Origin of the sequence: Paenibacillus camelliae, assembly GCF_023715345.1 — a bacterium.
GTDB classification, from domain to species: Bacteria; Bacillota; Bacilli; order Paenibacillales; family Paenibacillaceae; genus Pristimantibacillus; species Pristimantibacillus camelliae.
In genome coordinates this window covers 741,560-765,912 of record NZ_JAMBNY010000001.1, presented here as the reverse complement: position 1 = coordinate 765,912, position 24,353 = coordinate 741,560, and the positions used below count along the sequence as shown (strand labels likewise).

The window sequence follows — 24,353 nt, the reverse complement described above, 5'->3', positions numbered from 1 at the left end:
ATTAGTGAGAGTTGTTGTACAACGAAGCAAGGCAGCTAGTGTTACGGTTGAGGGTAATGTGGTTGGCAGCATTGACCACGGACTTGTTTTGCTTGTAGGCATTACACATACTGACAGTGAGAAGGATCTTACGTGGATGGCGGACAAGCTTGCAGGCTTGCGGATTTTCGAGGATGAAGCAGGCAAGATGAACCTTGATATTACGCAAGTTGGCGGTGCGATATTATCCGTCTCGCAATTCACATTATATGGGGATTGTCGTAAAGGTCGCCGGCCTAACTTTATGCAAGCGGCAAGACCAGAGCAAGCAGAACTGCTCTACAATCAGTTTAATGAACTGCTGCGTGCAAAAGGTCTTGTTGTGGAAACTGGTCAGTTTGGAGCAATGATGGATGTGCAGCTAACAAATGATGGACCGGTTACGCTAATTATTGATAGCTTAGAATGAAGGCGCGTGAGCGTTTTCTTTTTTGTAATCTAATTGTAATATTACGATAATATGCTATTAATATGACACGCCTATAATAATAGTCGACCCCCTTTTTTAATAATATATTATTAATAGCCTGTGGAGATGCCGCAGGTTTTTTTCTGTCTATTTTTCGAGATTGGCTTGTTTGCTCAATAACTTGACTTTCCATTACACGAGAAGTAAAATAGGTTATCAGATACAAGTGAATAGTTTATTTGATGATGGGAAGAAGTAACTCAGCTACCGATGTTACCAGAGAAAGATGCCTTAGGCTGCAAGCATCTAACAGCGATTGAGTGAATAACATCCTTGAGAACATAAAATGAACGGCATCGAATGATGTGCCATTAGTTTTATGCGCGTTACGGGCGATATACGTATCGAGCGAATGATGGTTATACATAATTCGGAATGTGGGTGGTACCACGGGAGATACACTCTCGTCCCTTTTGATTAAGATCAAAAGAGGCGGGAGTTTTTTTGTTGTTTAAGCCCGTCTAATTGCTAAGCTGAACAATTGCTTTCGAATTAAACTTTTCTTGCAGAGAAGTTGCTCTTAGTAGTTGAAAAGTTTTGCTTATGCTTACGATGTAACTTTACTTTCAGTGAAGTTAATCAATGAAGTTAGTAAAGTTTTTAGGAGGTTATGTTATGTCTTTCCAAAGGTCTCCTGGTACGCAGGATATTTTGCCAGGCATGGTGGAAAAGTGGCAATATGTTGAGTCAAAGGCTCGCGAGATTTGCCGTCGCTACAATTTTAGAGAAATTCGAACGCCGATGTTTGAATCAACAGAGCTATTTCATCGTGGAGTCGGTGAGACGACTGATATTGTAGAGAAAGAAACGTATAATTTCATCGATCGCGGTGACCGTAAGCTGACACTTAGACCAGAAGGCACTGCTGGAGTTATGCGTGCCTATGTGGAAAACAAGCTGTATGGCGAACCAGACGTGTCTAAGCTGTACTATATTGGCTCAATGTTCCGCTATGAGCGTGCGCAGGCCGGAAGATATCGTCAGTTTAATCAGTTTGGTGTAGAAGCTGTTGGGTCTGTTGATCCAGCACTTGATGCTGAGGTCATTGCACTAGGCTATACGTTTTACACAGAGGTTGGTCTTAAAGGCGTACGTGTAGAAATTAACTCTGTTGGGACAACCGAGGTTCGTGCAGCGTTCCGCAGCAAGCTGCTAAGCTTTTTAGAGCCGAAGCGTGAGCTGCTATGCAAGGATTGCCAAAGTCGTATCGATCGCAATCCATTGCGCGTGCTTGATTGTAAAGTAGATCAGCACCACTTTACAGATGCTCCTTCCATACTTGATAGCTTGGATGAAGAGTGCGAGCAGCATTTTAATAAAGTGAAGCAGCACTTAACTGATATGGGCATTCCGTTTGAGATTAATCACCGACTTGTTCGCGGCTTGGATTACTACACGCACACAGCGTTCGAATTTAAAGCTGAAGGCATTGGTGCAATTGACACTGTAGGCGGTGGTGGTCGCTATAACGGTCTAGTCGCTGATATCGGTGGACCAGATCAGCCAGGGGTCGGCTTTGGACTAGGCTTGGAGCGTACAATTATGCTGTTAGAGCATCAAGCGACTGAGCTGCCAGATCTAACTTCACTTGATGTATATCTCATTGCACTTGGTGAGGCTGCAGATCGCGAAATTACAAAGCTTGTCTATGAGCTTCGCTCTGCTGGAATTCGAGCGGAACGAGATTATCAGGGACGCAAGATGAAGGCACAAATGAAATCAGCTGATCGCATGCAAGCAAAATATACAGCTATTTTAGGTGATGACGAGCTTGCAAACGGAGAAATCACGCTGAAGGAAATGGCTACTGGTGAGCAGCGTACTGTGAAGCTGCAAGAGGTTGCAGCAGCTATTCATGTTAAGTAGTGACTGAATCCATAAATTAATGAGAATAAGAAAGAGGGACTTCAAATGACGACGATGTTGAGAAACACAAACTGTGGGACACTATCTCTTGCAGATGTAGGTAAAGAAGTAACACTGAATGGCTGGGTACAACGACGCCGTGACCTTGGCGGCGTATTGTTTATCGATCTACGCGACCGCACAGGTATTGTACAGATCGTATTTAACCCTGATTTTTCTGGCCAAGCGCTTGAAATTGCAGACCGTGCACGTAATGAGTATGTGTTGGCAGTTAAAGGTACAGTTGTTGAGCGTGATCCAGAAACATTTAACGACAACCTGTTCACAGGAAAAATAGAAGTGCGTGTGACAGAAATCGAGATTATGAACAGTGCTAAAACGCCTCCGTTCGCAATCGAGGATGGTGTTGATGTTGACGAGTCTATTCGTCTAAAATACCGTTACTTGGATCTTCGTCGTCCGGAAATGCACAAAACGCTATTGCTTCGCTCAAAAGCGGCTAAAATTTTCCGCGATTTCCTAGATGGTGAAGGCTTTATCGACGTAGAAACACCAATTTTGACAAAGAGCACACCTGAAGGCGCTCGTGATTATCTCGTTCCTTCACGTGTTCATGAAGGTGAATTTTTCGCACTACCGCAATCACCACAAATCTTCAAGCAATTGCTCATGGTTGGTGGAGTTGAGCGCTATTATCAAATCGCTCGCTGCTTCCGTGACGAGGATCTACGTGCTGACCGTCAGCCAGAATTTACACAAGTCGATATCGAGACTTCTTTCTTGTCTCAGGATCAATTGCTAGGCATGATGGAGCAGCTTATGGCTAAGCTTCTTCGTGAAACTGTTGGTGTAGAGCTTCAGCTTCCGTTCCAACGTATCACGTACAAAGACGCGATGAACAAGTACGGCTCTGACAAGCCAGATCTTCGCTTCGGTCTTGAAATTGAAGATATTACGGATATCGTAGCTTCAAGCGATGTTAAAGTGTTCGCAACGGTTGCTTCTAAGGGTGGCGTCGTTAAAGCGCTAAATGCGAAGGGCTGTGCGAACTGGAGCCGTAAAGAGCTTGATGATCTTCAGCCGTTTGCAGCACGCTATGGCGGTAAAGGTCTTGCATGGATTCAAGTGAAGGATGGCGAGTGGAGAGGTCCAATCGTTAAGTTCTTGAAGGAAGAGGAAATCGCAGCGTTGACTGAGCGTCTGAATGTTGAAGAAGGCGACCTGCTTACATTCTCTGCTGATAAGCCAAAAGTCGTTGCAGACGTGCTTGGTAACCTACGCTTGAAGCTTGGCAAGGATCTAAACCTTATTAATGAATCTGAATTCAAATTCGCTTGGGTCGTTGACTTCCCATTGCTAGGCTATGATGAAGAAGCGAAACGCTATGTAGCAGAGCATCATCCGTTCACTCGTCCTAACGAGGATGACATTGCTTACTTTGATACAGATCCAGGCCAAATTCGTGCACAAGCGTATGACTTAGTGTTAAATGGCTACGAAGTTGGCGGCGGATCGATGCGTATCTATAAACGTGATGTACAGGAAAAAATGTTTAAGGCACTAGGCTTTACAATGGAAGAAGCACATGAGAAATTCGGCTTCCTACTTGATGCCTTCGATTACGGTACACCTCCACATGGTGGTATTGCATTCGGCTTTGACCGTCTAGTTATGCTGCTTGCAGGTCGTACAAACCTTCGTGAGACGATTGCGTTCCCTAAAACAGCTAGCGCAACGGATCTGCTATGTGATGCTCCATCCGAGGTTGAGCTATCTCAGCTTGAACAGCTTCATATTCGCACAGTTGTAAAACCGAAGCCTGTTGCAGCACAAGCTGTAGAAGCGAATCAGGAACAATAATAACTGGAACCTAAAGGAGGCAGTACAGCAGCATGCTTCATCAATTTTCTCGAACAGAGCTTGCGATCGGTCCTGAAGGACTGGAGAAGATGAAAAATAGCACGGTTGCGGTTCTAGGCATTGGAGGCGTAGGTACCTTTGCCGCTGAAGCATTAGCAAGAACAGGAGTTGGCCGCATCATATTGGTGGATAAGGATGTTGTGGATATTACGAATATTAATCGTCAAATTCATGCTCTTACGACTACAATTGGTCAACCTAAAGCGGATCTAATGCGTGACCGAATTAAGCTAATTAATCCAGAATGCGACGCGATTGCACTACGCATGTTCTATACGGAAGAAACGTACGAAAAGTTCTTTGAACAAAAGCTTGATTACGTCGTTGACGCTTCCGATACGATCATTTATAAGGTGCACTTAATCAAAGAGTGCTTGAAGCGTAATATTCCGATTATTTCTAGCATGGGTGCGGCTAATAAAATGGACCCGACTCGCTTTAGAATAGCGGATATTTCTAAAACGCATACGGATCCCATTGCACGTGTGGTACGTACAAAGCTTCGTAAGGACGGCATTAAAAAGGGCGTTAAGGTTGTGTTTTCTGATGAAGATCCAATCAAACCGCGCGAGGATGTAACGCAGCGCATCGTGCCTGAGAATGCGCCAGAAATTCGTAAAGCGCAGCAGCCGCCAGCGAGTACTGCCTTTGTACCGAGTGTAGCAGGACTTGTTATGGCAAGCGCAGTAATTAATGACTTATTGAAATAAGTCATTAACAGCGAGCAGTTAAGCAGTAACAGTAATAACGTAAGAACGAATGGAATGTAATAAAAAGGACTATTTAAGCGAGGGAACTTCAGCTTGAATAGTCCTTTTCTACTCCAGCTATCATTGGATGATTGACGGAGTAGAAGGTATCTAGCATCATTCTACATAACATCATTTTAAGGAGGTTTCTAATATGCAGTCTAACGAACGATTTTCTGGACGCTCCAAGCAATATGTGAAGTACCGTCCTAGCTATCCGCCACAGGTCATTAGTCATTTAATGAATACCGTTGGCTGGACAGAGCAAATGCGTGTTGCTGATATTGGGGCTGGGACAGGGATATTTACAAAGCTGCTGCTAGATGAAGGGGTTAACGTAATTGCTGTAGAGCCGAATGAAGAGATGCGACAAGCGCTTAATGAGCAACTGCATGTATACGTTAGCGATCAAAAGGTGCACGCAAACATGCTGCTTGTAACGGCCGGTTCCGCTGAAAGTACAGAACTTGAGGATCAAAGTGTGGATGGTATTGTATGTGCGCAATCATTTCATTGGTTTGACCAAAAGCGTGCTCGTACCGAGTTTATACGAGTACTAAAACCGCAGGCGAACGTTGTGCTGCTATGGAATCAGCGGGATGTAGATGCCTCTGAATTTGTTCGTGATTACGAGTCGCTATTTTTACGATATGGTGAGCAGTATGATCAAGTAAAGCATAAGCAAATGAGCGTTAAAGCGCTAAGCTCCTTTTACGACAGCGAGCCGCAGCTAGTTAGCTACTACAACGAGCAGCCGCTCACCTATGAACAGCTCGTTGGCAGAATTCAATCCTCCTCTTTCAGCATCTCTGAGCACGATGTCCGCTACGATGCGTTTATGAATGATATTGAAGCTTTGTTTAAGCGACATGAGCAGGGAGGAGTCGTTAAGATGATCTATCGAACAGATGTATATTGGGGCAGGATGAGATAGACCTTTATAGAATATGAACTAAAGGGATAAGAACAAATGTACGTTTATGCTATAATAGACATAATTACTTGAATAGGTTGTGTTTAGCATGGATTTATTTTCATTGGAAGATGAGCAGCAGCCTAATATTGAGCATAAGCTGCTTGCAGATCGAATTAGGCCTCAAACATTAGATGAATATATTGGGCAGGAGCATATCGTTGGTCCTGGAAAGCTACTAAGAAGAGCAATTGAAAGCGATCAGATCAGCTCAATCCTTCTGTATGGACCGCCAGGCTGCGGGAAAACGACGCTCGCGAACATTATTTCACAGCATACGAAGGGTGAATTTGTAAGACTGAATGCAGTGGATGCATCCGTTAAAGACGTCAGAGAAGTGATAGAGCGTGCTAAAAATAATAAAGCGCTCTACGGTAAAAAGACGATTCTGTTTCTTGATGAGGTACATCGCTTCAATACGTCACGCCAGGATGCGCTTTTACCTGCGGTGGAGCAAGGGATCATTATCTTTATTGGAGCGACGACAGAAAATCCATTTCATCATGTGAATGGAGCCTTAATGTCACGCTCAACGCTGTTTCAGCTGGAGCCATTAGAGCCTAAGCATACAATGCTAGCGATGGAGCGAGCGCTGTCTGATTCCGTTCGCGGTCTAGGCTTTATGAAGCTTAATGTGGATCAGGAAGCGCTAGAGCATTTTGCACTGATGGCAGGTGGAGACATTCGTAGAGCGCTTAATGCGCTGGAGCTTGCAGCAGTAACGACGAGCTCTAGCAGTGATGGAACCGTTCACGTTACACTTGAAATTGCCCAGGAATCGATTCGTAAACGGACGATTCGGGCAGATACGTCGATGCAGTATGATGTATTGTCCGCTTTTCATAAAAGCGTTCGCGGTTCAAGCGATGCTGCGCTTTATTGGTTTTTCTATGCAGTGGAAAAGCTGGGAATGGACCCGATGACGTTCCTAAGACGTCTAATCGTAGCCTGCAGCGAAGATATTGGTCTAGCAAACCCGCAAGCGATGGTACAGGCGGTTACCGCTATGGACGCCTATCATAAGATTGGCTGGCCGGAAGCGAAGTACAATATTGCACAAGCGATTCTATTCTCTGTAGAAAGTCCGAAGTCTAATGCAACGGCGGTTGCGATTGGCAAAGCGTATAGCATGATCGAGCAGTTTGGTGTAGACGAAGTTCCGCATCATTTGCGTGATACCCACTATAAGGGAGCGGAGCAGCTTGGACATAAAGGCTACAAGTATCCACACGACTACCCTAACCACTATGTGAAGCAGCAGTACCTGCCTGAACGAATCGCACATGTCGAGCTCTACCAAGCGACAGAGCAAGGAGCCGAAGCGAAAATTGCGATCAATCAAGAGAAGAGAAGAAGGCAGAAGTAGGCTGCTAATTAGGTTACCGTGGTATTCGATTAAAAGAAATTCGACAATAACAGCGATGGGAACACCTTCATCCCGGAACGGCAGCACGCAGTCAGCAAGTTAAGCATTAAATTAAAGTAAACGAAAAGCTGCTCCAACACTCAGACGAGTAATATGGAGCAGCTTTTTCTATAGATGCCAACGTACTAGCCGTAGGCGCTTCACTTCAGATTATTTATGCCGTCTAAACGTCCAGCCGAACACTTTAACGTGCACGAGCAGCTTGCTCAACCAGAAGGCTATTATATATAAAACAATAAAGACAACGACGAGCGGTCGAAACACAATCCAAGCCACGATCCAGCTTAAAAATACTTGCCATGGCTTCATACGACTAATCCACTTGCTAGGCGCTAAAAGGATGCGATAGAAGAAATAATTCTTCTGTAGTCCTTCTAGATATTCCTTTCGGATTTGCTCGTCAACTGGGTCCAGCTGAATTGCATTTTTTAGATAAAGAAGCTGAGCCTGATCATCACCTCGGCGATCAGCAGACCAGCTTAAATATAGATAAACGGTTTTGGATTCGGCATCACGCTTCAGCGCTTCCTTTTCCAGCTGCTTCGAAGCTTCCATATCTCCGAGAAGTGCTTCAATATAGCTTAAATTAGCTAAATAAAGCGCCTGATCAGGATCAAGCTCAAGGGCAACTAATAGCTGCTGCTTGGCGGGCTCGTATTGATTACGAGTGAGCTTTCGATTAGCAAGTAAAAAGTAATATACTGCTTCATCTGGATCGAGCTGAATGGCTTGTTCGATCGTTGCATCAAACTGCTTCCAGTTCTCTGAATCGTAATAGCTTAATGTTTTAACATACCAGGCTTGCAAATTTTCTGGGTCACGACGCAGCGCTTCATCGCACCAATGAAGTGCGTGATCATGTTCATCCTGACGGAAATAAATAAGAGCGATCAAAGAATAGGCTTCGGAATCGTCAGGATCCTCTTGAAGAAGTTTCATTGCTTCATCTAATGCTTCCTTATACCTCTTCCACTCCATAAGCTGATAGGCTCTAGATCGTGTCACATTATGGACCAGTTCAGTTACCATTGATGATTCCTCCTGCGTAAATATCCCTTATTTTAAGCCGTTGCTCTTCATATAGGCTAAGATGCCTTCATAATCACCATTAGGATCACTGAAGGTAGCATAGTTTTTAGCAGTAGAGAACCATTCTACGGTCGTTGCTTTCCGACGTTTAGCAGCTTGCAGCAGGTCAGTCTGCTCGATTGGTTGGATGCTGCCAGTTTCCAGTGTCCTCTCCAGTGCGCGTTCAACTGCATCACGTACGAGCTGTTCTAGGTCTGCTCCAGAAAAATGCTTTGTCTGTTTGGCGATTTGCTGTAGGTCAAGTTTACCGACAGGCTTACTGTCGAGCTTAAGCTTAAGGATTAGCTCGCGCTCTTGTTCAGCAGGAGGCTGTACAAACATCATATGATTAAACCGACCTGGACGACGTAGAGCCGAATCGAGATACCACGGCGTATTCGTAGCGCCAATAACGAATACACCGCTATTGAGCGCTTGAATTCCGTCTAGCTCCAGCAAAAGCTGATTGACCAGCATTCGGTCGTGATGCTGACGCATTTGGTTTCGGCTGCCTCCCATGGCGTCAAGCTCGTCTATGAAAATGACGCAGGGCTTGTTTTCACGTGCGCGTTCAAAAATATCATGCAGATTGACTTCACTTTGGCCAACATACATAGAAAGGATCGCTTGCAGCTCGATATGTAGAAAGTTTGCTTCAATCTCACCTGCAATCGATCTTGCTAAAAATGTTTTACCACAGCCAGGCGGTCCGTATAGTAAGATACTGCCACCGACATCTTTACCATAAGCCGCAAAAATCTCAGGCTGCTTGATCGGCAAAATAAAATTTAGATTGATTTTTTTCTTTACGTCCTCTAAGCCACCGACATCCTCGAAGGTTTCCTGTGGTTTTTCAGTTATGACAAGCTCTTGCTGATCCTGATCAAAGCGCATCAATTTGAGCTTATTGCGTCTGCGTTCACTTAATTCATCGTGTCCATCAAAAGTCATTGAAGTTAATCCTCCATTCCAAACAAGCGATATCTTATGGTTTCATGATAGCCCATAATGTACTCGTTTGGTACTATTTGTTAGTAAGTTAAGTTACTTGAAAAAGAATAGTAAAAAGCTGCATGACATAGTCGGACTCATGTCGTGCAGCTAAATAGTACATCTTTATATGCTATCTAATGCTGTCGGGGCTTGTTCGATACCAAACATAACAGCTAAATATACAAATACAATGAATATAATACTAAGAATGACAATCCATATAAAGCTGCGCTGTAGAAAAGCAGCTCGAATAGCATATAGCACTAACAGGGCAGCTGCAATCAGCAGCACACTACTTAGATTCCATTGCCATATCAGCTGTAAGTCAGGACTGAAGGACCCTTGGTAGATCGTAGTAAATAGCCAAGAGGGAGTTTCTGTCCGCAGCGTTTCCAGCACGTTGTGAGGCGGTGCTGTTTGTCCCATGATGGCAGTACTGCCAAGCACGAATAAAGCGATGATGCTCTCTATACGAAGCAGCTTTAGCTGTGATGGTAGTTTTCCTTCTCGAGCGAGTCGCGGATATACAAAGCCATTACTATACGCAAGCCATAGCAGCGGCAAAATGCTCGCATGCTTAATGAGCATTAGCTGGCCGTAATTTAACATAAGTGCATTGGTAGCCTGAGGTGTTGTGTAGGACATTAATGTAATGCCGGCAATGAGCGCTACGACAACACAAGTTATCGCTAGCGGAGAGAACCATTTCAGAAAGGAAGCCCAATGGTTATCATCAGTGGCAAACCAGCTTACGACGAACAAGATGCCAAGCCAGACGGCTACGGCTACAAAGTGTCCCGTATGTACGATGAGACCTTTGAAAGCGTCAAGTGAGGCAACGTGGCTGCCGTAGCCAAGCCAAAAGGTAAGCAGCAAGGTGAGCATAAGTGCGATCTTAGGCATATGCCTATCCTTGGCAAACACAGGGATGCCCACAATCATCGCGAGACCAGCAGCTCCGACTGCAGTCCATAGCCATGCCTCGCCGATTTGCAGATCCAGCAGAATGCTTTTCATCATAGCAGCATAACTAAGCTGGAAGGACTGTTTAAATTCTAAGGCGGTCAGATGAAGCGGGACATACGATAGAATTGGAATGGCGAGTATAGCAGAGAGGAGCAGCGCCTTTGGCACAACGATTGAAGGCTTATAACGCTGCGGCACAACCTGCATAACTGCATTTCCCATAACGATGGAAAAGCAGATATATAGTAAAAATTCTGATATATACTGCATACTACTTGCGCTTACGCATTGCAAAGGCAACGACTGCGATGATAATCAAACCAATTACGACATATGGCCATACGGCCGCGCTCTTCTCTGATGCAGGTGCAGCTTCTTCAGTCACATCAGTTGCGCTTGTGTCAGTGCTTGTTTCCGGGGTAGCTTCAGGTGATGGTTCAGCAGTTGGTTCTTCTGCAGTTTGCTCATCAATAGGCTCCTCAGTTGGCTCTGTCGCATCGGTATCCTGCTCCGTATTGCTTGCAGTTTCGGTTGGTTCAGGCTCAGCAGCTTGCACTGTAAAGGCTGTTGTGCCTTTAATTGCATGGCCATCAGCGCCGATTATGTTCCACTCAATGGAGTAGTTGCCATTGGCAAGTGTACCTTGCACCTCGCCACTCAATTCATTATCGTTTACTGAAATATTATCAACCTGCTGCTCTTCGCCGCTTTCATTAACAAGTGTAAATGTACTTACGGAAGAGATGCTCGTATTATACTTCAATGAAATTTGTGCAGGCGATTCGCTAAGCGTCTCTTGCTCTGCTGGAATCGATTCGGTTAATTTCGAATGAGCGAATGCTTGGACAGGCATTAAAACAAAAAGAATAACACATAACATTAATATTTTTTTCAACAGTAAATCCCCCTCAAATCATCATTCTCAAATGCATTATATCAAATGTTAGCACTTGGTAAATCAGTTCGGCAGCATAGAGTTCGAACATCTTATGAACAAACTTAAAGAAAGTAACCTAAAAAAGGATGGAATATGGTGCTAGCTGTCACGAATATATATGTCGTAATCATGGCGATTCTTTAAGCCATGAAAAAATGAAGGGAGGTGCATGTCATCCAGTCTCTGGATGACATAATCGGATTGGGGGATCCCGCATCGATTGGATGGTTCATGCTAAGTATAGTCATACTGCTTACAATGTACAGCGCTTACTTTTGCATCATACCTAATATACAAGCGGTCACTAATGGACATCGAATGCTGCAGTGGCTAAAAAAGCATGAACAGATCATCCTGATATTCCCTGCACTATGCTTATGTGTACTTGGGATGTGCGTTTTTAGGCTGTCACATGAAGTCCACAAGCTGCTTGTTTCGAATGAACTGCATTATAGTGAAGGCGCAATACTTACGGCATTGATCGTTATTATCGTTATTTCTCTATGGCTTGAGGTTCGTTATCGTTACAGGTGGCAGGAGTGGCTGTTGCGATTGCTACAGTTGGACAGCAGCACGGTACGAAAATCTATTAAAACGGAGCAAGAGCATTTAATGATTTCGAAGGAATTGGAGGAGTTTCAAGAAAAGCTTGCTAGAGAGGTGATGACACCAAGAATTGATATGATTTGTTTGGAGCAGCATCTGAGCTTTGAGCAAAATATTAATACTGCCATCCAACATATGCGTACGCGATATCCAGTAGTGAACGAGGATAAGGATGATGTTATCGGCTTTATGCATATTAAGGATTTACTAGCGATATATGATGAGGCCAACTCTAGAGCGCAATGGAAACGATGGATTCGTCCCATTATTACGGTGCCTGAGAGTATAGAAATATCCCAACTGCTCACGATGATGCAAGCTCAAAAAACACAGATTGCACTGCTGATTGATGAATTCGGCGGTACTTCTGGAATGGTAACGATGGAAGATATTATTGAAGAGATTGTTGGTGATATTCAAGATGAATTTGATGAAGAGGAGCTTCAGATTACAAAGCTAAAAACGGATGAATATAGGTTAAGTGCAATGCTGCTCATCGAGGAAGTGAACAGCTTCTTCAACATTCACTTGGAAGCAGATGATATGGACTCGATCGGTGGTTATATGTACGCAAATATACTATTCCCTCCGCATATAGGTCAAAGCGTGGTCTATGAACAGGGAGAGCATCAGTTCGTATTTACAATTACTGGGATGGAGCAACTTCGAATAACGACTGTCGGGGTAAAACGTTGTAATAAGGAACTTCGTATGAGCAGTCCCCAGCTTTAAGTTTTATTCGATGTTGTTCAAGGATTAATGAGTAATCCTTGAACAACCATCGTATTTAGCCGTTTGAAAAACTAAAAGTTACGAAAGCAGCTACACTTGTTATGCTTGACTAGCAATTTTGTTAACCTTGTGTATCGTGCCGCCTCCAAGACAAACATCGCCGTCGTATAATACGACAGCTTGTCCTGGTGTTATCGCTTTTTGATGCTTTGCAAACGTAATAAGCGCTTCGTTATTTGGTAGCTTTTTAACAGTCACTTCTTGATCAGGCTGACGATAACGGAATTTTGCCGTGCATTGAACAGTATCTGCTGTGTCATCGTTGGTAATCCAGTTCATGTCCGTAGCAAGCAAGCTTTCGGAATATAAACTAGGATGATCACCCTGGACAACATAGAGAATGTTATTCTCCAAATCCTTATCAACTACAAACCACGGTTCGCCGTTACCACTGCCACCAATACCTAGACCTTGGCGCTGTCCAAGCGTATAGTACATTAAGCCGTCATGGCGTCCTTTTACTTCCCCACTTACGATATCCACCATATTCCCTGGCTGTGCAGGCAAGTAATGACTTAAGAACTGTTTAAAGTCACGTTCCCCAATAAAGCAAATACCAGTGCTATCTTTTTTCTTCGCTGTATATAAACCGGCTGCCTCGGCAATTTTTCTTACCTCAGGCTTCGGCAGATGTCCAATTGGAAACATTGCTTTTGCGAGCTGCTGTTGGTTCAGCGCATTAAGAAAATACGTTTGATCCTTGTTGCTGTCAACGCCCCGAAGCAGCTTCGTTGTGCCATCGGCTGAACGTTCTACTCTCGCATAATGACCAGTAGCCAAATAATCGGCATTCAGCTCTTCTGCTTTTTTTAGAAAATCACCAAATTTGATCTCACGGTTGCACATGACATCTGGATTTGGCGTACGTCCACGCTTATATTCATCAAGAAAATAAGTAAACACTTTATCATAATATTGTTTTTCAAAATTGACGGTATAATAAGGTATGCCGATCTGCTCACATACGCGGCGAACATCCTCTGCATCTTCCTCCGCTGTACAATGACCGAATTCATCAGTATCATCCCAATTTTTCATGAAGATACCGATGACCTCATAGCCCTGCTCTTTTAGTAGAAGAGCTGCAACAGAGGAATCAACCCCACCGGACATCCCTATAACAACCCGTTTATTTGAATTAGACATATAAGTCACCACCTTGTTCATTCAAGCAAAACATATTGTAACACAGAACGTAAAGTTTTTCATTTGGCATGTTTGAAAAGCAAGACTCTTGAGAATAGATATGATACCATATAAGAATAACCTATAAGTTTAATGGGATTACAATGATATGCAAAAGGAGTACAAATAAATGAAGATTTCGACTAAGGGAAGATATGGACTGACGATTATGATGGAGCTTGCTTCCAAATATGGAGACGGCCCCCTCTCCCTGAAAAGCATTGCGGAGAAAAATAATTTGTCTGAGCATTATTTGGAGCAGCTTATTGCACCATTAAGAAATGCAGGGTACGTCAAAAGTATCCGCGGTGCCTATGGCGGTTATGTGCTGTCGAAGTCGCCTGGTGACATTACTACTGGCGATGTCATTCGTACACTGGAAGGACCGATCTCTCCGGTTGACTTTACGGAGGAGGATGATCCGGCTAAGCGGAATTTGTGGCTGCGCATTCGTGACAATATCGCGAATGTGTTAGATTCTACAACGCTTAGTGACATGATTAATTATGAGCAGGATGATAATAATAGCGGCGAAGGAAGCTACATGTTTTATATCTAAACGAGCAGTGGAGTGAACGAATGCTATGAAGTCTTTTTATTTTGATCATGCAGCAACTACACCGATTCATCCGGAAGTTGCACATGAGATGATCGCGGTTATGCAGCAAGGGCCTGCAAATGCATCAAGCATGCATCATTACGGCCGTGCTGCAAAAGCACATTTGAACAGATCACGCGACACGCTTGCACGTCATTTAGGGTGCAAGCCTAGTGAGCTTACCTTTACATCGGGCGGAACAGAAAGTGATAACCTAGCCATAATAGGCGCTGCACGTGCACAGGCGGCGAAGGGTAGAAAAGGACTAATTACTTCATCTATTGAGCATCATGCTGTATTGCATACGATGCAGTGGCTGGCAGAGCACGAAGGCTTTGAGCTTCATATTGTTCCAGTTGATAACACGGGAATGGTTAAGCTTGATCAGCTAGCTGATGTATTAGATGAAAGCATTGGGGTAATTAGTATTATGCACGCGAATAATGAGGTTGGAACGATTCAACCGATTGAGCAGATTGGTAAGCTTGCACATGAGGCAGGCGCGCTGCTTCACGTTGACGCTGTACAATCCCTCGGGCATCTTCCGCTGAACCTCAATGAGCTGCCAGTGGATCTCGTGAGCTTCTCCTCCCATAAAATTAATGGTCCTCAAGGTATTGGTGCATTATACATTGCAACAGGCACACCAATTAGTGCCATTGTTCAAGGCGGCTCCCAAGAAAGAAAACGTCGAGCAGGCACTGAAAATGTTGCAGCGATTGTCGGTTTTGCAAAAGCTCTTGACATTTGTGTGAACGAGCGTAATAATTGGCAACCTTTTGTCGCTCAATTGCGTAATAAATGGGTAGAGCTGTTACAACAGGAGTTGGACCAGCACCCGTTCATAATAAATGGACATGCGACAAATACGCTGCCAAACATTGTTAACATAAGCTTTATTGGCGTAGACACGGAGAGCATGCTTATGAATTTAGATATGGCAGGAATTGCTGCTGCAAGCGGCTCTGCTTGTACGTCTGGTTCATTGGAACGATCTCATGTGCTGAAAGCGATGGGCTTAAGTGATGAACGACTGAATAGTGCGATACGCTTTAGTTTTGGGATGGGGAATACGATTGAACAGCTGCAGGAAGCTGCTCCGATCGTTGCAGGCATCGTAAAACGTTTATCTACATAATTGAGGTTGCGGCTACATTGAAAAGATGAATGGATTAAAGCGTGTTACATTAGTAACATTTCAATAATTGGATATGCTACGTTTAAACTTGCCTTAAAGTGGACAACTTATAGAGGTGTGCGAACAAGAAATTTCTTACTTCTGCAGCAAGTTTAGGTTGGAGGTAGCACATATTGATTTCATTACAGCAGCTAATTGGTTTACCCGTCATTGCGATGAATAATGGGAAGCAAATTGGAATCGTTCAGGACGCATGGTTTGATGAGCATTGGCGCATGCAGGGGCTGGTACTTGAATATGCAAAATGGTTTGCTATGAAGGTGCGAACTGTACCGTGGAACAGCGTATGTTCTTGTGGTGAGGATGCTGTCTTTATTAAAGATGAGACACAAATCATTACAGGAAAAAGACAGCTGCTTCAACGTGGCTTTTGTACGGGCGTCATTCATTTGAAGGACATGCCTATCATTACGGTGACAGGTTCGCAGCTTGGGCGTGTGTCAGATGTATATTTTCAACCATTACAGGATACACAGATAGTAGGTTATGAGCTTACCGATGGTTTTGTTTCAGATCTAATAGAAGGTCGTAAATGGCTAAAGGCTCCAAGAAATATGAATGATATATTACTTGGACAAAATGCAATCATCGTTCCTGCTGTTAGTGAATCGGAATTGGAGCCAGTCGCAGCTTCCAATTTTAGAGGGTAAGGAGAATGTGTATGAGATGTCCGAACTGTAATTCCAAAGATATCGGGAAAATTGGTTCCCATCAATTTTATTGCTGGAGCTGCTTTATAGAACTGACAGTTAACGGCGATAAAATGTCAGTCTATCAGGTAGAAGAGGATGGAACGCTTAGCTCACTCGACGATTTATTTTTCGAGGAGCAGCCAGCAGCTGTAGACATACAATTAAACAGTTAAATTTATCGATATAGAAAACGGCAATCCGCGTGAGGGTTGCCGTTTTTTGTGCTGAATAGGAATACTTGTACATATAATGGCAAAGAATAGCTAGAATGAAGGTGGTGAATATGTGGAGAGGTTTACAAAGAATAGACTTTTTGTTGTCTTAATCTATACGATTTTATTATTGTTTGTTATCTACTTTCTCCTATTGCTTAAACCGATCATTTTGTCCATCTTTTCGTTTCTAAAGGCGGTCTTAGGTCCATTTATTGTAGCGATGATTATTTCTTATATATTGAATCCTGTTGTCAGTATGCTGCACGATCGAAAGGTTCCAAGGACGATGGCTGTTCTACTCATTTATGCTGTTTTTTGCACGATCTTAACGGTTATTTTAGTAAATATTATACCGATGTTTATCGATCAGATGCAGGAGCTGAACAAGCATCTTCCGGAGCTATCCATGCGAGCACAAAACTTAGTTGTCGATATTAACAACAGCTCACTACCTGAAAGCTTCCGTGAGGGACTGAATAAAACACTCGTACAATTTGAACGGAAAATATCAGAGACGTTGCTTACCTTCGTGGACAATATTGGTGGAATGGTCAATGCTTTGTTTGTCGCTTTTGTTGTACCGTTTCTTGCGTTTTATATATTGAAGGACTTTGAAGTGTTCGAACGAGCGATTATTAAATACGTACCAAAATCACATCGAAAAAATACGATTCGATTGTTAAAGGATGTCGATACTGCACTTGGCAGCTATATTCGAGGACAGCTGCTTGTTTGCTTAATAATTGGAACCTTCGCATATATCGGCTATCTCCTTGTTGGGATGCCCTATGCATTGCTGCTGGCAAGCATAGTGGCGATTACGAATGTCATTCCGTATCTTGGTCCGTTCATCGGAGCAGCACCTGCCCTGCTTATGGCATCTACCATTTCATTAAAAATGATGCTGCTTGTCGTGATCGTCAATACGGTCTGTCAAATTCTAGAGAGCAATATTATATCCCCTCAGGTTGTTGGTCGAACGCTGCACCTCCACCCGCTGGTTATAATATTAGCTGTGCTAGTTGGGGGCCAAGTGGCCGGTGTAGGGGGAATGATTCTTGCCGTGCCAATCTTCGCTTCCGGCAAGGTCATTATTCAGCATATGTTCGCCTATTATGTACGTCGAAAAATAATTTAACGGCAGCATTTGACAGCATCTTTCGCTGTAGCTATAATTTGAAAAGATGTATATGAAAATCGTTGATGAAAATAAGTACATCATAGCCCATTAGCCAGAGAAGGTGCTTCATTCCTATAGGGAATGGTTGAGAGAGCGCTACTAATGAAGAATGATGGAAAGCTGTTTCTGAGTGTGAGTCAAGCTCATCGGTTGGACCCGTTATCGTCCTTGAGGCGATTGCTTGATGTATGAAGCAATAACCAGGGTGGTACCGCGAACGATGATTCGTCCCTGTCTTGAACAGGGACTTTTTTTATTATTATGAGCAAATATTGCTATGGATCAGGAGGAATTTGCAATGAAAGCAAGTGAAATACGCTCTAAATGGTTAGCGTTTTTTGAAAGCAAGGGACATGCGATTGAGCCAAGTGCATCACTCGTGCCGCACAACGACCCATCCTTACTTTGGATTAATGCGGGTATGGCACCGCTTAAGCCGTATTTCGATGGCCGCGTAAAGCCTGAGAATCCACGGATTACAAACTCTCAAAAATGCATTCGTACCAATGATATTGAGAATGTAGGTAAAACTCGTCGTCACCATACGTTTTTCGAAATGTTAGGTAACTTCTCTATTGGAGATTACTTCAAGGAAGAAGCGATCACGTGGGCATGGGAGTTCCTTACCGATAAAAAATGGATTGGCTTTGATCCAGAGCGTCTATCTGTTACCGTTTATCCAGAGGACGAAGAAGCATTTAAGTTTTGGAATGAAAAAATTGGCTTGCCAGCTGAGCGAATTTACAAGCTTGAGGAAAATTTCTGGGACATTGGCGAAGGCCCGTGTGGTCCTTGTACGGAAATTTTCTATGATCGCGGTGATCGTTACGGTGACTTAAATGATCCGGAATGCTGGCCAGGTGGTGAGAATGAGCGCTTCCTAGAGGTTTGGAACCTCGTATTCTCACAATTTAATCATAATAAAGATGGTAGCTACACACCGCTTCCGAATAAAAACATTGATACAGGAGCGGGGCTGGAGCGTATCGCATCGATTCTGCAGGATGTTGATTCAAACTTTGATACCGACTTATTTATGCCGATTATCCGTCGTACAAGCGAGCTTGCAGGTGTAACCTATAAGCAAAACGAGGATCAAGACGTAGCATTAAAGGTTATCGCGGATCATATTCGTACCGTCGCTTTTGCCGTTGGTGACGGAGTTATGCCATCTAATGAAGGCCGAGGCTACATCATTCGCCGCTTGCTGCGCCGCGCAGTTCGCTACGGAAAAAAACTAGGGATAGACAAGCCATTCTTATTCGGTCTAACAGAAGTGGTTGGTCAAATTATGGGTGAATACTATCCAGCAGTAGTCGAGAAACGTGAATTTATAGAAAAAGTGATTCGTACGGAAGAGGAACGCTTCCACGAAACATTATCTGACGGCTTAGTGTTGCTCTCTAACCTTGTTAATGAGGCAAAAGCAAGCAACGTAACGGTTATCGGCGGCGAGGATGCTTTTAAGCTGTATGATACGTATGGCTTCCCGTTCGATCTGACAGAGGACTTTGCGATGGAGCATGGCATGACGGTTGATCTAGACGGCTTTAATGCTGCGATGGATGCTCAGCGCGCACGTGCTCGTGCTGCTCGACAAGATACAGGCTCGATGAAGATTCAAGGTGGACCTCTTGCTGATCTAACGGTTAACAGTCAATTTGTTGGCTATACTGAGCTAGAGAGCAAAGCTGTCATTACTGCGCTTATGTTTGATGACCAGCTTGTTGATGAAGTGCCAGCGGGTAATTCTGTTCATCTTATCCTTGACACAACACCATTCTATGCAGAAAGTGGTGGCCAGATCGGTGACCGCGGTACAATTACTGGCGATGGTTTTGTAATCGAGGTAGAGACAGTAACGAAGGCCCCGCATGGACAAAATCTGCATCAAGCAACTGTTGTTGAAGGTGTAGCTAAAGTGAATGCAGCTGTCACTGCAAAGGTAGATAAAGCTATTCGTGAGGATATCGTAAAAAATCATACGGCAACCCATCTTCTACATAAGGCTTTGAAGGAAGTGCTTGGCGATCATGTCAACCAAGCAGGTTCTCTAGTAGAAGGAGAGCGTCTGCGTTTTGACTTCTCACATTTTGGTTCCATTACGGTAGAGGAGCTTGCGCAGATTGAACGTAAAGTGAATGAGCAAATCTGGCTTGGTACACCGGTTGTTATCGAGCAAATGCCGATTGATGAGGCTAAAGCTCTTGGCGCTATGGCGTTATTCGGTGAGAAGTACGGCGATGTTGTTCGTGTCGTACAGGTTGGCAAGTATTCGATCGAGCTATGCGGCGGCTGCCATGTGAATAATACATCTGAGATTGGTATCTTTAAGCTGCTTGGCGAGAGCGGCATCGGATCAGGTGTGCGCCGTATCGAAGCAGTAACGGGCAAGCAGGCGTATCTATATTATGAAGCTCAGCTTGATTTGCTTAAGCAAGCGGCTGCGCAGCTAAAAAGCAATGTAGCTGATGTACCTAAGCGCATCGATGGACTTCATGGTCAGGTGAAGGACCTACAGCGTGAAAATGAATCGCTGCAGAGCAAGCTAAGTCACATTGAAGCGGGCTCGTTACTAGACGGCGTTGTAAAAGTAGGAGAAATTTCTGTATTATGTGCAAAAGTAAATGCATCCAATATGGAAGCTCTGCGTAATATTGTAGATGAGCTGAAAACAAAGCTGCCTTCAAGCGTAATCGTACTAGGTGCAGCAGCAGATGACAAAGTGAATTTGGCAGCAGCTGTTTCAGCTGATCTCGTTAAGAAAGGTTTCCATGCTGGCAAAATTATTAAAGAAGCAGCTCAGCATTGTGGTGGTAATGGTGGCGGTCGTCCAGACATGGCACAAGCAGGCGGTAAGGATATCGAAAAACTTGAAGATGCATTGAAACTTACACAACAAGTAGTTGTGCAGCAAGCAAATGTGATATAGTAGAGATATGCCATTTACCGTGGTTATGTTAGAGGGGGTGTTGCTGATGAGTTCAATGGATCAGACGATGAAGTTTAGTGTGAAGAGTGAAGGAGAGCAATCTTCAGAAGATGTTCTGCTTAAGGTATACGATGCCTTACTTGAGAAAGACTATAATCCGATTAACCAGATCGTCGGCTATCTGTTGTCAGGAGACCCCGCATATATCCCACGACACAATAATGCGAGAAGCATGATCGGCAAGAAGGAACGCGATGAGCTAATTGAAGAGCTTGTTCGTTTCTATCTCTTGCACAAGAAACAATAGCTTAAGGGGCCGTATACGATGAGAGTCATGGGGTTGGATTATGGTGACCGTCGCATTGGCGTAGCCATTAGTGATGAGCTACGATGGACGGCACAGGGGCTAACCGTCGTGGAGAAAAGACGCGACGGTGGTGAACTCGACAGGATCGCTGAACTTGCACAGGAGCATGATGTTTCTGAGGTCGTGGTTGGGCTGCCCAAGAACATGAACGGTACGATCGGTCCTCGCGGTGAGATATGCCAGGATTTTGCCGAGCAAGTAAGGCAAAAGCTTGGCATGCCGGTTCACCTTTGGGATGAGAGATTAACCACAGTTGCAGCAGAGCGAACATTGGCGGAAGCCGAAATTGGTCTGAAAAAACGCAAGCAAGTCGTTGACAAAATGGCGGCAACGCTAATTTTGCAAAACTATCTTGATTCTAAATGAAAAGGTGAGTGTTAACATGGCAAACAATGAACATAACTATGAAGAACCAGAAATTATCTACATCCCAGATGAGGATGGCAATGAAGAAGAATTCGAAGTCATTATGAAGTTTGAGGTAGATGATTCTGACGCTAAATATATGATGGTCGTTCCTTTAATTTCTGAGAACGAAGAAGAGGACGAAGTATATGCATTCCGTTATACAGAAGACGGAGATGATCTTCAGCTATTCACCATTGATGATGAAGATGAATGGGCCATCGTTGAAGAAACGTTCAACACATTGCTAAGTGAGCTGGAGGAGTAAAGGATGTCTTTTCAATATCCAACATCATCTCCTAAGCTCTCATCAAGCTTAAATGAGCATTATGGACGCGAGGTAGAGCTCTTTAATGACGAAGGTGCTGCTGAAGCATTTACGATCAAGCTGGAATTCACCTGGGGCGATATTGCCTATGTTGCTCTGCAATCAGCTGCAATGATTGCTGAGGACGAGGTTGAATTTATGAGAGTGATCGTTGAAGGTGACGATATACAGCTTGAAAGCATCGCTGATGAGGATGAATGGGAAGCAGTGTCTGAGGCATACGACGATTTAATGTTCACCGACGAGGAAAGACCTTAATTGAAAAGCGTTCATCAAAAAGAGCGGCATAACACCGCTCTTTTTGATGATGTTAAAGCACGATAGCTAATAAGAGAGGTGCAAAGCTTTTGAATCATATAGATGATGAAATGTTAGAATCTAAGCCAGTAAAAGCAAAAAAAGCAAAGCGAAAAAAACCACGAATTTGGTTAGTTTCGTTCTGGGTTTGCTTCTCCTTGCTATTTCTAATGGTCATCGTTGCTGTTAGCGGCTTGTATTATGTATGGAATCAGCTGAGTCCTACAAAAGCAGGTGCTCCTATTGAAGTAACGATTACGAAGGGGATGTCTGCGAATTCTGTATCTAAGCTGCTTGAAGAGAACGGTATTATAAAAAATAGCTTTATATTTGGATATTATCTTGTCTTAAAGGACGAAGGAGCTAATTTTCAAGCGGGCAAGTATAAGCTGAACCCTGGTATGGACAAGGCAGAAGTAATTGCTAAGCTTAATGCTGGTGACGTTATTGCCGAGGAAACGGTTACGTTTACGATTCCAGAAGGCTATTCTGTTGAACAAATTGCTGACAAGCTCTCTGCGGAAGGGCTTGGAGATCGCGAAAAGTTTATAGCGCTGGCCAACGAGGATCGCTCATGGTCAGGCGCCGAAACGGTATTACTGCTGCCGAATGAGCTTGAAAACGTAAAATATCGCTTAGAAGGTTATTTGTTCCCTGACACCTATGAATTTGTGAAGGGGATATCCGAAGAAGAAATGATTATAAGATTGCTGAGAGAGCAGGATCGTAAGCTAGCGACACTGCCTGAGGACTGGGTAGATCAGCTAGATGTGCTCGGCTTAACGATGCATGAGCTGTTAACGATTGCCTCCTTGATTGAGCGTGAGGTTGTCGTTGATGAGGAGCGTCCAATTGTAGCAGGTGTTATCTACAATCGCTTAGCTAAACCAATGAGACTGCAAATCGATGCAACGATACAATACGCACTAGGGAAACAAAAGGATGTATTATCCTATGAGGACACGGAGCTTGACAGTCCGTATAACACATATCAAATCGATGGACTGCCGCCAGGACCAATTGCTAATCCAAGCTTGGAATCTATCAAGGCAGCGTTGTACCCTGATGAGCATAATTATTTCTATTATGTTACGAAGAAGGATGGTACTCAAACACATTTATTTGCTGAAACCTTTAGTCAGCATGAACGGAATATAGAAAAAAGTAAGCAAGCGACCCAATAATGGGGCGCTTGCTTAGATGAGGTGAGTGTTTATGTCATATAATCCAGAATTACTAGCAACAGCTGCTCACATGGATGAACTGGAGAAGCTGATTGATGCAGGCGTAACAGCGATTGTTGTCGGTGAAGCAAAATTTGCTAGCAGGCTAGCTGGTCAATTTGATCTCGATATGATTAAACAAGCGACTGAGCTGGCGCACAGTAAGAAAGCTAAGCTGTATGTATCGATGAACAATTTGATCGATAACGCAACGGTTGATGAGCTTCCACAATATATCCAATCGATACAATCGTTCGGGGTAGATGCAATTGTCTATGGAGATCCAGCCGTCCTCATGGCCGTAAAGGAGCATGCGCCGGGCATGAAGCTGCATTGGAATGCTGAGATGACGTCAACAAACTATGCCACTGCAGAATATTGGGCTAGACGCGGAGCTACACGGTTCGTTATGGCGCGTGAGCTGAATATGGAGCAAATTGTAGATACAAAACAAAAAAGTGCAATTGAAATTCAAGTGCAGGTGCATGGCATGACAGCGATCTATCATTCGAAGCGTTCATTGGTACAAAGCTATGCTGAGCACCATCAGCAACGTGATCGCTATGCGCAGCTACAGCAAGCAGCAGGACTTTATTTAATGGAAAATGACCGTCCAGACGAGCGGTTTCCAATATTTGAGGATGAATACGGCACTCATATTATGAGCTCTGACGATATTTGTATGTTAGAAAATATGCATGAGCTGCTAGATGCTAGAGTTGATAGCTTCAAAGTTGAAGGAATACTCAAGTCAGTAGAATATAATGTAACGGCCGTAAAGGCATATCGAGCGGTAATTGATGCGTACTTGGCAGATCCAGATAACTATGAATTTGATGAATCCCAGCTGGAGCCTATTCGAGAGCTGCAGGATCCAGGACGTGAATTAAGCTTTGGCTTCTTCTTCAAGGAACAAGTATATTAATTTG

Annotated in this window: 24 protein-coding genes and 1 other annotated feature; of the genes, 19 read left to right on the top strand and 5 right to left on the bottom strand. The window is 43.8% G+C overall.

Going from position 1 to position 24,353, the window contains the following annotated elements; genetic code table 11:
• Positions 1-4 precede the first annotated feature (4 nt).
• The 6 genes from dtd to M3180_RS03540 all read left to right on the top strand — a co-directional run bounded on the left by dtd (position 5) and on the right by M3180_RS03540 (position 7,382).
• On the top strand, positions 5-448 hold the full coding sequence (gene dtd / locus M3180_RS03565; RefSeq protein ID WP_251665866.1) for a D-aminoacyl-tRNA deacylase: 444 nt from the start codon (positions 5-7) through the stop codon (positions 446-448).
• Between the two features lie 233 nt (positions 449-681).
• Positions 682-923, top strand: a binding site (T-box leader).
• 200 nt (positions 924-1,123) lie between these two features.
• A complete protein-coding gene (gene hisS / locus M3180_RS03560; protein ID WP_251665864.1) occupies positions 1,124-2,374 on the top strand; it encodes a histidine--tRNA ligase in 1,251 nt (416 codons plus the stop codon).
• 54 nt (positions 2,375-2,428) lie between these two features.
• Positions 2,429-4,234, top strand: coding sequence for an aspartate--tRNA ligase (gene aspS / locus M3180_RS03555; protein WP_251666350.1), 1,806 nt, complete (start codon positions 2,429-2,431; stop codon positions 4,232-4,234).
• A 32-nt stretch (positions 4,235-4,266) separates the two neighbouring features.
• Complete coding sequence (locus M3180_RS03550) at positions 4,267-5,004, top strand: tRNA threonylcarbamoyladenosine dehydratase (protein ID WP_251665863.1); 738 nt, start codon at positions 4,267-4,269, stop codon at positions 5,002-5,004.
• A 193-nt stretch (positions 5,005-5,197) separates the two neighbouring features.
• Positions 5,198-5,977, top strand: a complete 780-nt coding sequence (locus M3180_RS03545) for a class I SAM-dependent methyltransferase (RefSeq protein ID WP_251665862.1) — start codon at positions 5,198-5,200, stop codon at positions 5,975-5,977.
• 88 nt (positions 5,978-6,065) lie between these two features.
• The gene (locus M3180_RS03540) at positions 6,066-7,382 is read left to right on the top strand and encodes a replication-associated recombination protein A (RefSeq protein ID WP_251665860.1); all 1,317 of its coding nucleotides are present in this window, start codon (positions 6,066-6,068) and stop codon (positions 7,380-7,382) included.
• A gap of 210 nt (positions 7,383-7,592) precedes the next feature.
• On the opposite strand, the gene M3180_RS03535 is transcribed toward M3180_RS03540, so the two are convergent.
• The 4 genes from M3180_RS03535 to M3180_RS03520 all read right to left on the bottom strand — a co-directional run bounded on the left by M3180_RS03535 (position 7,593) and on the right by M3180_RS03520 (position 11,364).
• Positions 7,593-8,471: a tetratricopeptide repeat protein gene (locus tag M3180_RS03535; protein ID WP_251665859.1), complete on the bottom strand. Its 879-nt coding sequence runs from the start codon at positions 8,469-8,471 to the stop codon at positions 7,593-7,595.
• 27 nt (positions 8,472-8,498) lie between these two features.
• Complete coding sequence (locus M3180_RS03530; RefSeq protein WP_251665857.1) at positions 8,499-9,461, bottom strand: ATP-binding protein; 963 nt, start codon at positions 9,459-9,461, stop codon at positions 8,499-8,501.
• 165 nt (positions 9,462-9,626) lie between these two features.
• Complete coding sequence (locus tag M3180_RS03525; RefSeq protein WP_251665855.1) at positions 9,627-10,739, bottom strand: copper resistance D family protein; 1,113 nt, start codon at positions 10,737-10,739, stop codon at positions 9,627-9,629.
• Between the two features lies 1 nt (position 10,740).
• On the bottom strand, positions 10,741-11,364 hold the full coding sequence (locus M3180_RS03520) for a copper resistance CopC family protein (protein WP_251665853.1): 624 nt from the start codon (positions 11,362-11,364) through the stop codon (positions 10,741-10,743).
• Between the two features lie 273 nt (positions 11,365-11,637).
• Here M3180_RS03520 and M3180_RS03515 point away from each other — a divergent pair, with 273 nt between their 5' ends.
• Positions 11,638-12,744 (top strand): hemolysin family protein, encoded by a 1,107-nt coding sequence (locus tag M3180_RS03515; RefSeq protein WP_251665851.1) that lies wholly within the window; start codon positions 11,638-11,640, stop codon positions 12,742-12,744.
• 99 nt (positions 12,745-12,843) lie between these two features.
• Here M3180_RS03515 and mnmA read toward each other — a convergent pair whose 3' ends face one another.
• A complete protein-coding gene (gene mnmA, locus M3180_RS03510; RefSeq protein WP_251665850.1) occupies positions 12,844-13,950 on the bottom strand; it encodes a tRNA 2-thiouridine(34) synthase MnmA in 1,107 nt (368 codons plus the stop codon).
• A 169-nt stretch (positions 13,951-14,119) separates the two neighbouring features.
• Here mnmA and cymR point away from each other — a divergent pair, with 169 nt between their 5' ends.
• From cymR to M3180_RS03450, 12 genes are all read left to right on the top strand, one after another.
• Positions 14,120-14,548, top strand: coding sequence for a cysteine metabolism transcriptional regulator CymR (gene cymR / locus M3180_RS03505; protein ID WP_251665848.1), 429 nt, complete (start codon positions 14,120-14,122; stop codon positions 14,546-14,548).
• A gap of 25 nt (positions 14,549-14,573) precedes the next feature.
• Positions 14,574-15,725 carry a cysteine desulfurase family protein gene (locus M3180_RS03500; protein WP_251665847.1) on the top strand — a complete coding sequence of 384 codons (1,152 nt, stop codon included), beginning with the start codon at positions 14,574-14,576 and terminating at the stop codon, positions 15,723-15,725.
• Positions 15,726-15,898: 173 nt separating this feature from the next.
• A complete protein-coding gene (locus M3180_RS03495; RefSeq protein WP_251665845.1) occupies positions 15,899-16,435 on the top strand; it encodes a PRC-barrel domain-containing protein in 537 nt (178 codons plus the stop codon).
• Between the two features lie 11 nt (positions 16,436-16,446).
• Entirely contained in the window at positions 16,447-16,650 is a 204-nt protein-coding gene (locus M3180_RS03490; RefSeq protein WP_251665843.1) for a YrzR-like zinc ribbon domain, read from the top strand.
• A gap of 112 nt (positions 16,651-16,762) precedes the next feature.
• Positions 16,763-17,830: an AI-2E family transporter gene (locus M3180_RS03485; protein ID WP_251665842.1), complete on the top strand. Its 1,068-nt coding sequence runs from the start codon at positions 16,763-16,765 to the stop codon at positions 17,828-17,830.
• Positions 17,831-18,170: 340 nt separating this feature from the next.
• Entirely contained in the window at positions 18,171-20,804 is a 2,634-nt protein-coding gene (alaS, locus tag M3180_RS03480; protein ID WP_251665840.1) for an alanine--tRNA ligase, read from the top strand.
• Between the two features lie 46 nt (positions 20,805-20,850).
• Positions 20,851-21,111 (top strand): IreB family regulatory phosphoprotein, encoded by a 261-nt coding sequence (locus M3180_RS03475; protein WP_251665838.1) that lies wholly within the window; start codon positions 20,851-20,853, stop codon positions 21,109-21,111.
• An 18-nt stretch (positions 21,112-21,129) separates the two neighbouring features.
• Positions 21,130-21,537: a Holliday junction resolvase RuvX gene (gene ruvX / locus M3180_RS03470; protein WP_251665837.1), complete on the top strand. Its 408-nt coding sequence runs from the start codon at positions 21,130-21,132 to the stop codon at positions 21,535-21,537.
• A 16-nt stretch (positions 21,538-21,553) separates the two neighbouring features.
• The gene (locus M3180_RS03465; RefSeq protein ID WP_251665836.1) at positions 21,554-21,844 is read left to right on the top strand and encodes a DUF1292 domain-containing protein; all 291 of its coding nucleotides are present in this window, start codon (positions 21,554-21,556) and stop codon (positions 21,842-21,844) included.
• Positions 21,845-21,847: 3 nt separating this feature from the next.
• On the top strand, positions 21,848-22,162 hold the full coding sequence (locus M3180_RS03460; protein WP_251665835.1) for a DUF1292 domain-containing protein: 315 nt from the start codon (positions 21,848-21,850) through the stop codon (positions 22,160-22,162).
• Positions 22,163-22,251: 89 nt separating this feature from the next.
• Entirely contained in the window at positions 22,252-23,385 is a 1,134-nt protein-coding gene (mltG, locus tag M3180_RS03455) for an endolytic transglycosylase MltG (protein WP_251665834.1), read from the top strand.
• A gap of 31 nt (positions 23,386-23,416) precedes the next feature.
• On the top strand, positions 23,417-24,349 hold the full coding sequence (locus tag M3180_RS03450) for a peptidase U32 family protein (RefSeq protein WP_251665832.1): 933 nt from the start codon (positions 23,417-23,419) through the stop codon (positions 24,347-24,349).
• Positions 24,350-24,353 lie beyond the last annotated feature (4 nt).

What these genes read in the sequence shown, in the direction of transcription:
- hisS (WP_251665864.1), top strand. Translation starts at nt 1,124, where the DNA reads ATGTCTTTCCAAAGGTCTCCTGGTACGCAGGATATTTTGCCAGGCATG.
- aspS (WP_251666350.1), top strand. Translation starts at nt 2,429, where the DNA reads ATGTTGAGAAACACAAACTGTGGGACACTATCTCTTGCAGATGTAGGT.
- M3180_RS03550 (WP_251665863.1), top strand. Translation starts at nt 4,267, where the DNA reads ATGCTTCATCAATTTTCTCGAACAGAGCTTGCGATCGGTCCTGAAGGA.
- M3180_RS03545 (WP_251665862.1), top strand. Translation starts at nt 5,198, where the DNA reads ATGCAGTCTAACGAACGATTTTCTGGACGCTCCAAGCAATATGTGAAG.
- M3180_RS03540 (WP_251665860.1), top strand. Translation starts at nt 6,066, where the DNA reads ATGGATTTATTTTCATTGGAAGATGAGCAGCAGCCTAATATTGAGCAT.
- M3180_RS03535 (WP_251665859.1), bottom strand. Translation starts at nt 8,471, where the DNA reads ATGGTAACTGAACTGGTCCATAATGTGACACGATCTAGAGCCTATCAG.
- M3180_RS03530 (WP_251665857.1), bottom strand. Translation starts at nt 9,461, where the DNA reads ATGACTTTTGATGGACACGATGAATTAAGTGAACGCAGACGCAATAAG.
- M3180_RS03525 (WP_251665855.1), bottom strand. Translation starts at nt 10,739, where the DNA reads ATGCAGTATATATCAGAATTTTTACTATATATCTGCTTTTCCATCGTT.
- M3180_RS03515 (WP_251665851.1), top strand. Translation starts at nt 11,638, where the DNA reads ATGCTAAGTATAGTCATACTGCTTACAATGTACAGCGCTTACTTTTGC.
- mnmA (WP_251665850.1), bottom strand. Translation starts at nt 13,950, where the DNA reads ATGTCTAATTCAAATAAACGGGTTGTTATAGGGATGTCCGGTGGGGTT.
- cymR (WP_251665848.1), top strand. Translation starts at nt 14,120, where the DNA reads ATGAAGATTTCGACTAAGGGAAGATATGGACTGACGATTATGATGGAG.
- M3180_RS03500 (WP_251665847.1), top strand. Translation starts at nt 14,574, where the DNA reads ATGAAGTCTTTTTATTTTGATCATGCAGCAACTACACCGATTCATCCG.
- M3180_RS03490 (WP_251665843.1), top strand. Translation starts at nt 16,447, where the DNA reads ATGAGATGTCCGAACTGTAATTCCAAAGATATCGGGAAAATTGGTTCC.
- alaS (WP_251665840.1), top strand. Translation starts at nt 18,171, where the DNA reads ATGAAAGCAAGTGAAATACGCTCTAAATGGTTAGCGTTTTTTGAAAGC.
- M3180_RS03475 (WP_251665838.1), top strand. Translation starts at nt 20,851, where the DNA reads ATGAGTTCAATGGATCAGACGATGAAGTTTAGTGTGAAGAGTGAAGGA.
- ruvX (WP_251665837.1), top strand. Translation starts at nt 21,130, where the DNA reads ATGAGAGTCATGGGGTTGGATTATGGTGACCGTCGCATTGGCGTAGCC.
- M3180_RS03465 (WP_251665836.1), top strand. Translation starts at nt 21,554, where the DNA reads ATGGCAAACAATGAACATAACTATGAAGAACCAGAAATTATCTACATC.
- M3180_RS03460 (WP_251665835.1), top strand. Translation starts at nt 21,848, where the DNA reads ATGTCTTTTCAATATCCAACATCATCTCCTAAGCTCTCATCAAGCTTA.
- M3180_RS03450 (WP_251665832.1), top strand. Translation starts at nt 23,417, where the DNA reads ATGTCATATAATCCAGAATTACTAGCAACAGCTGCTCACATGGATGAA.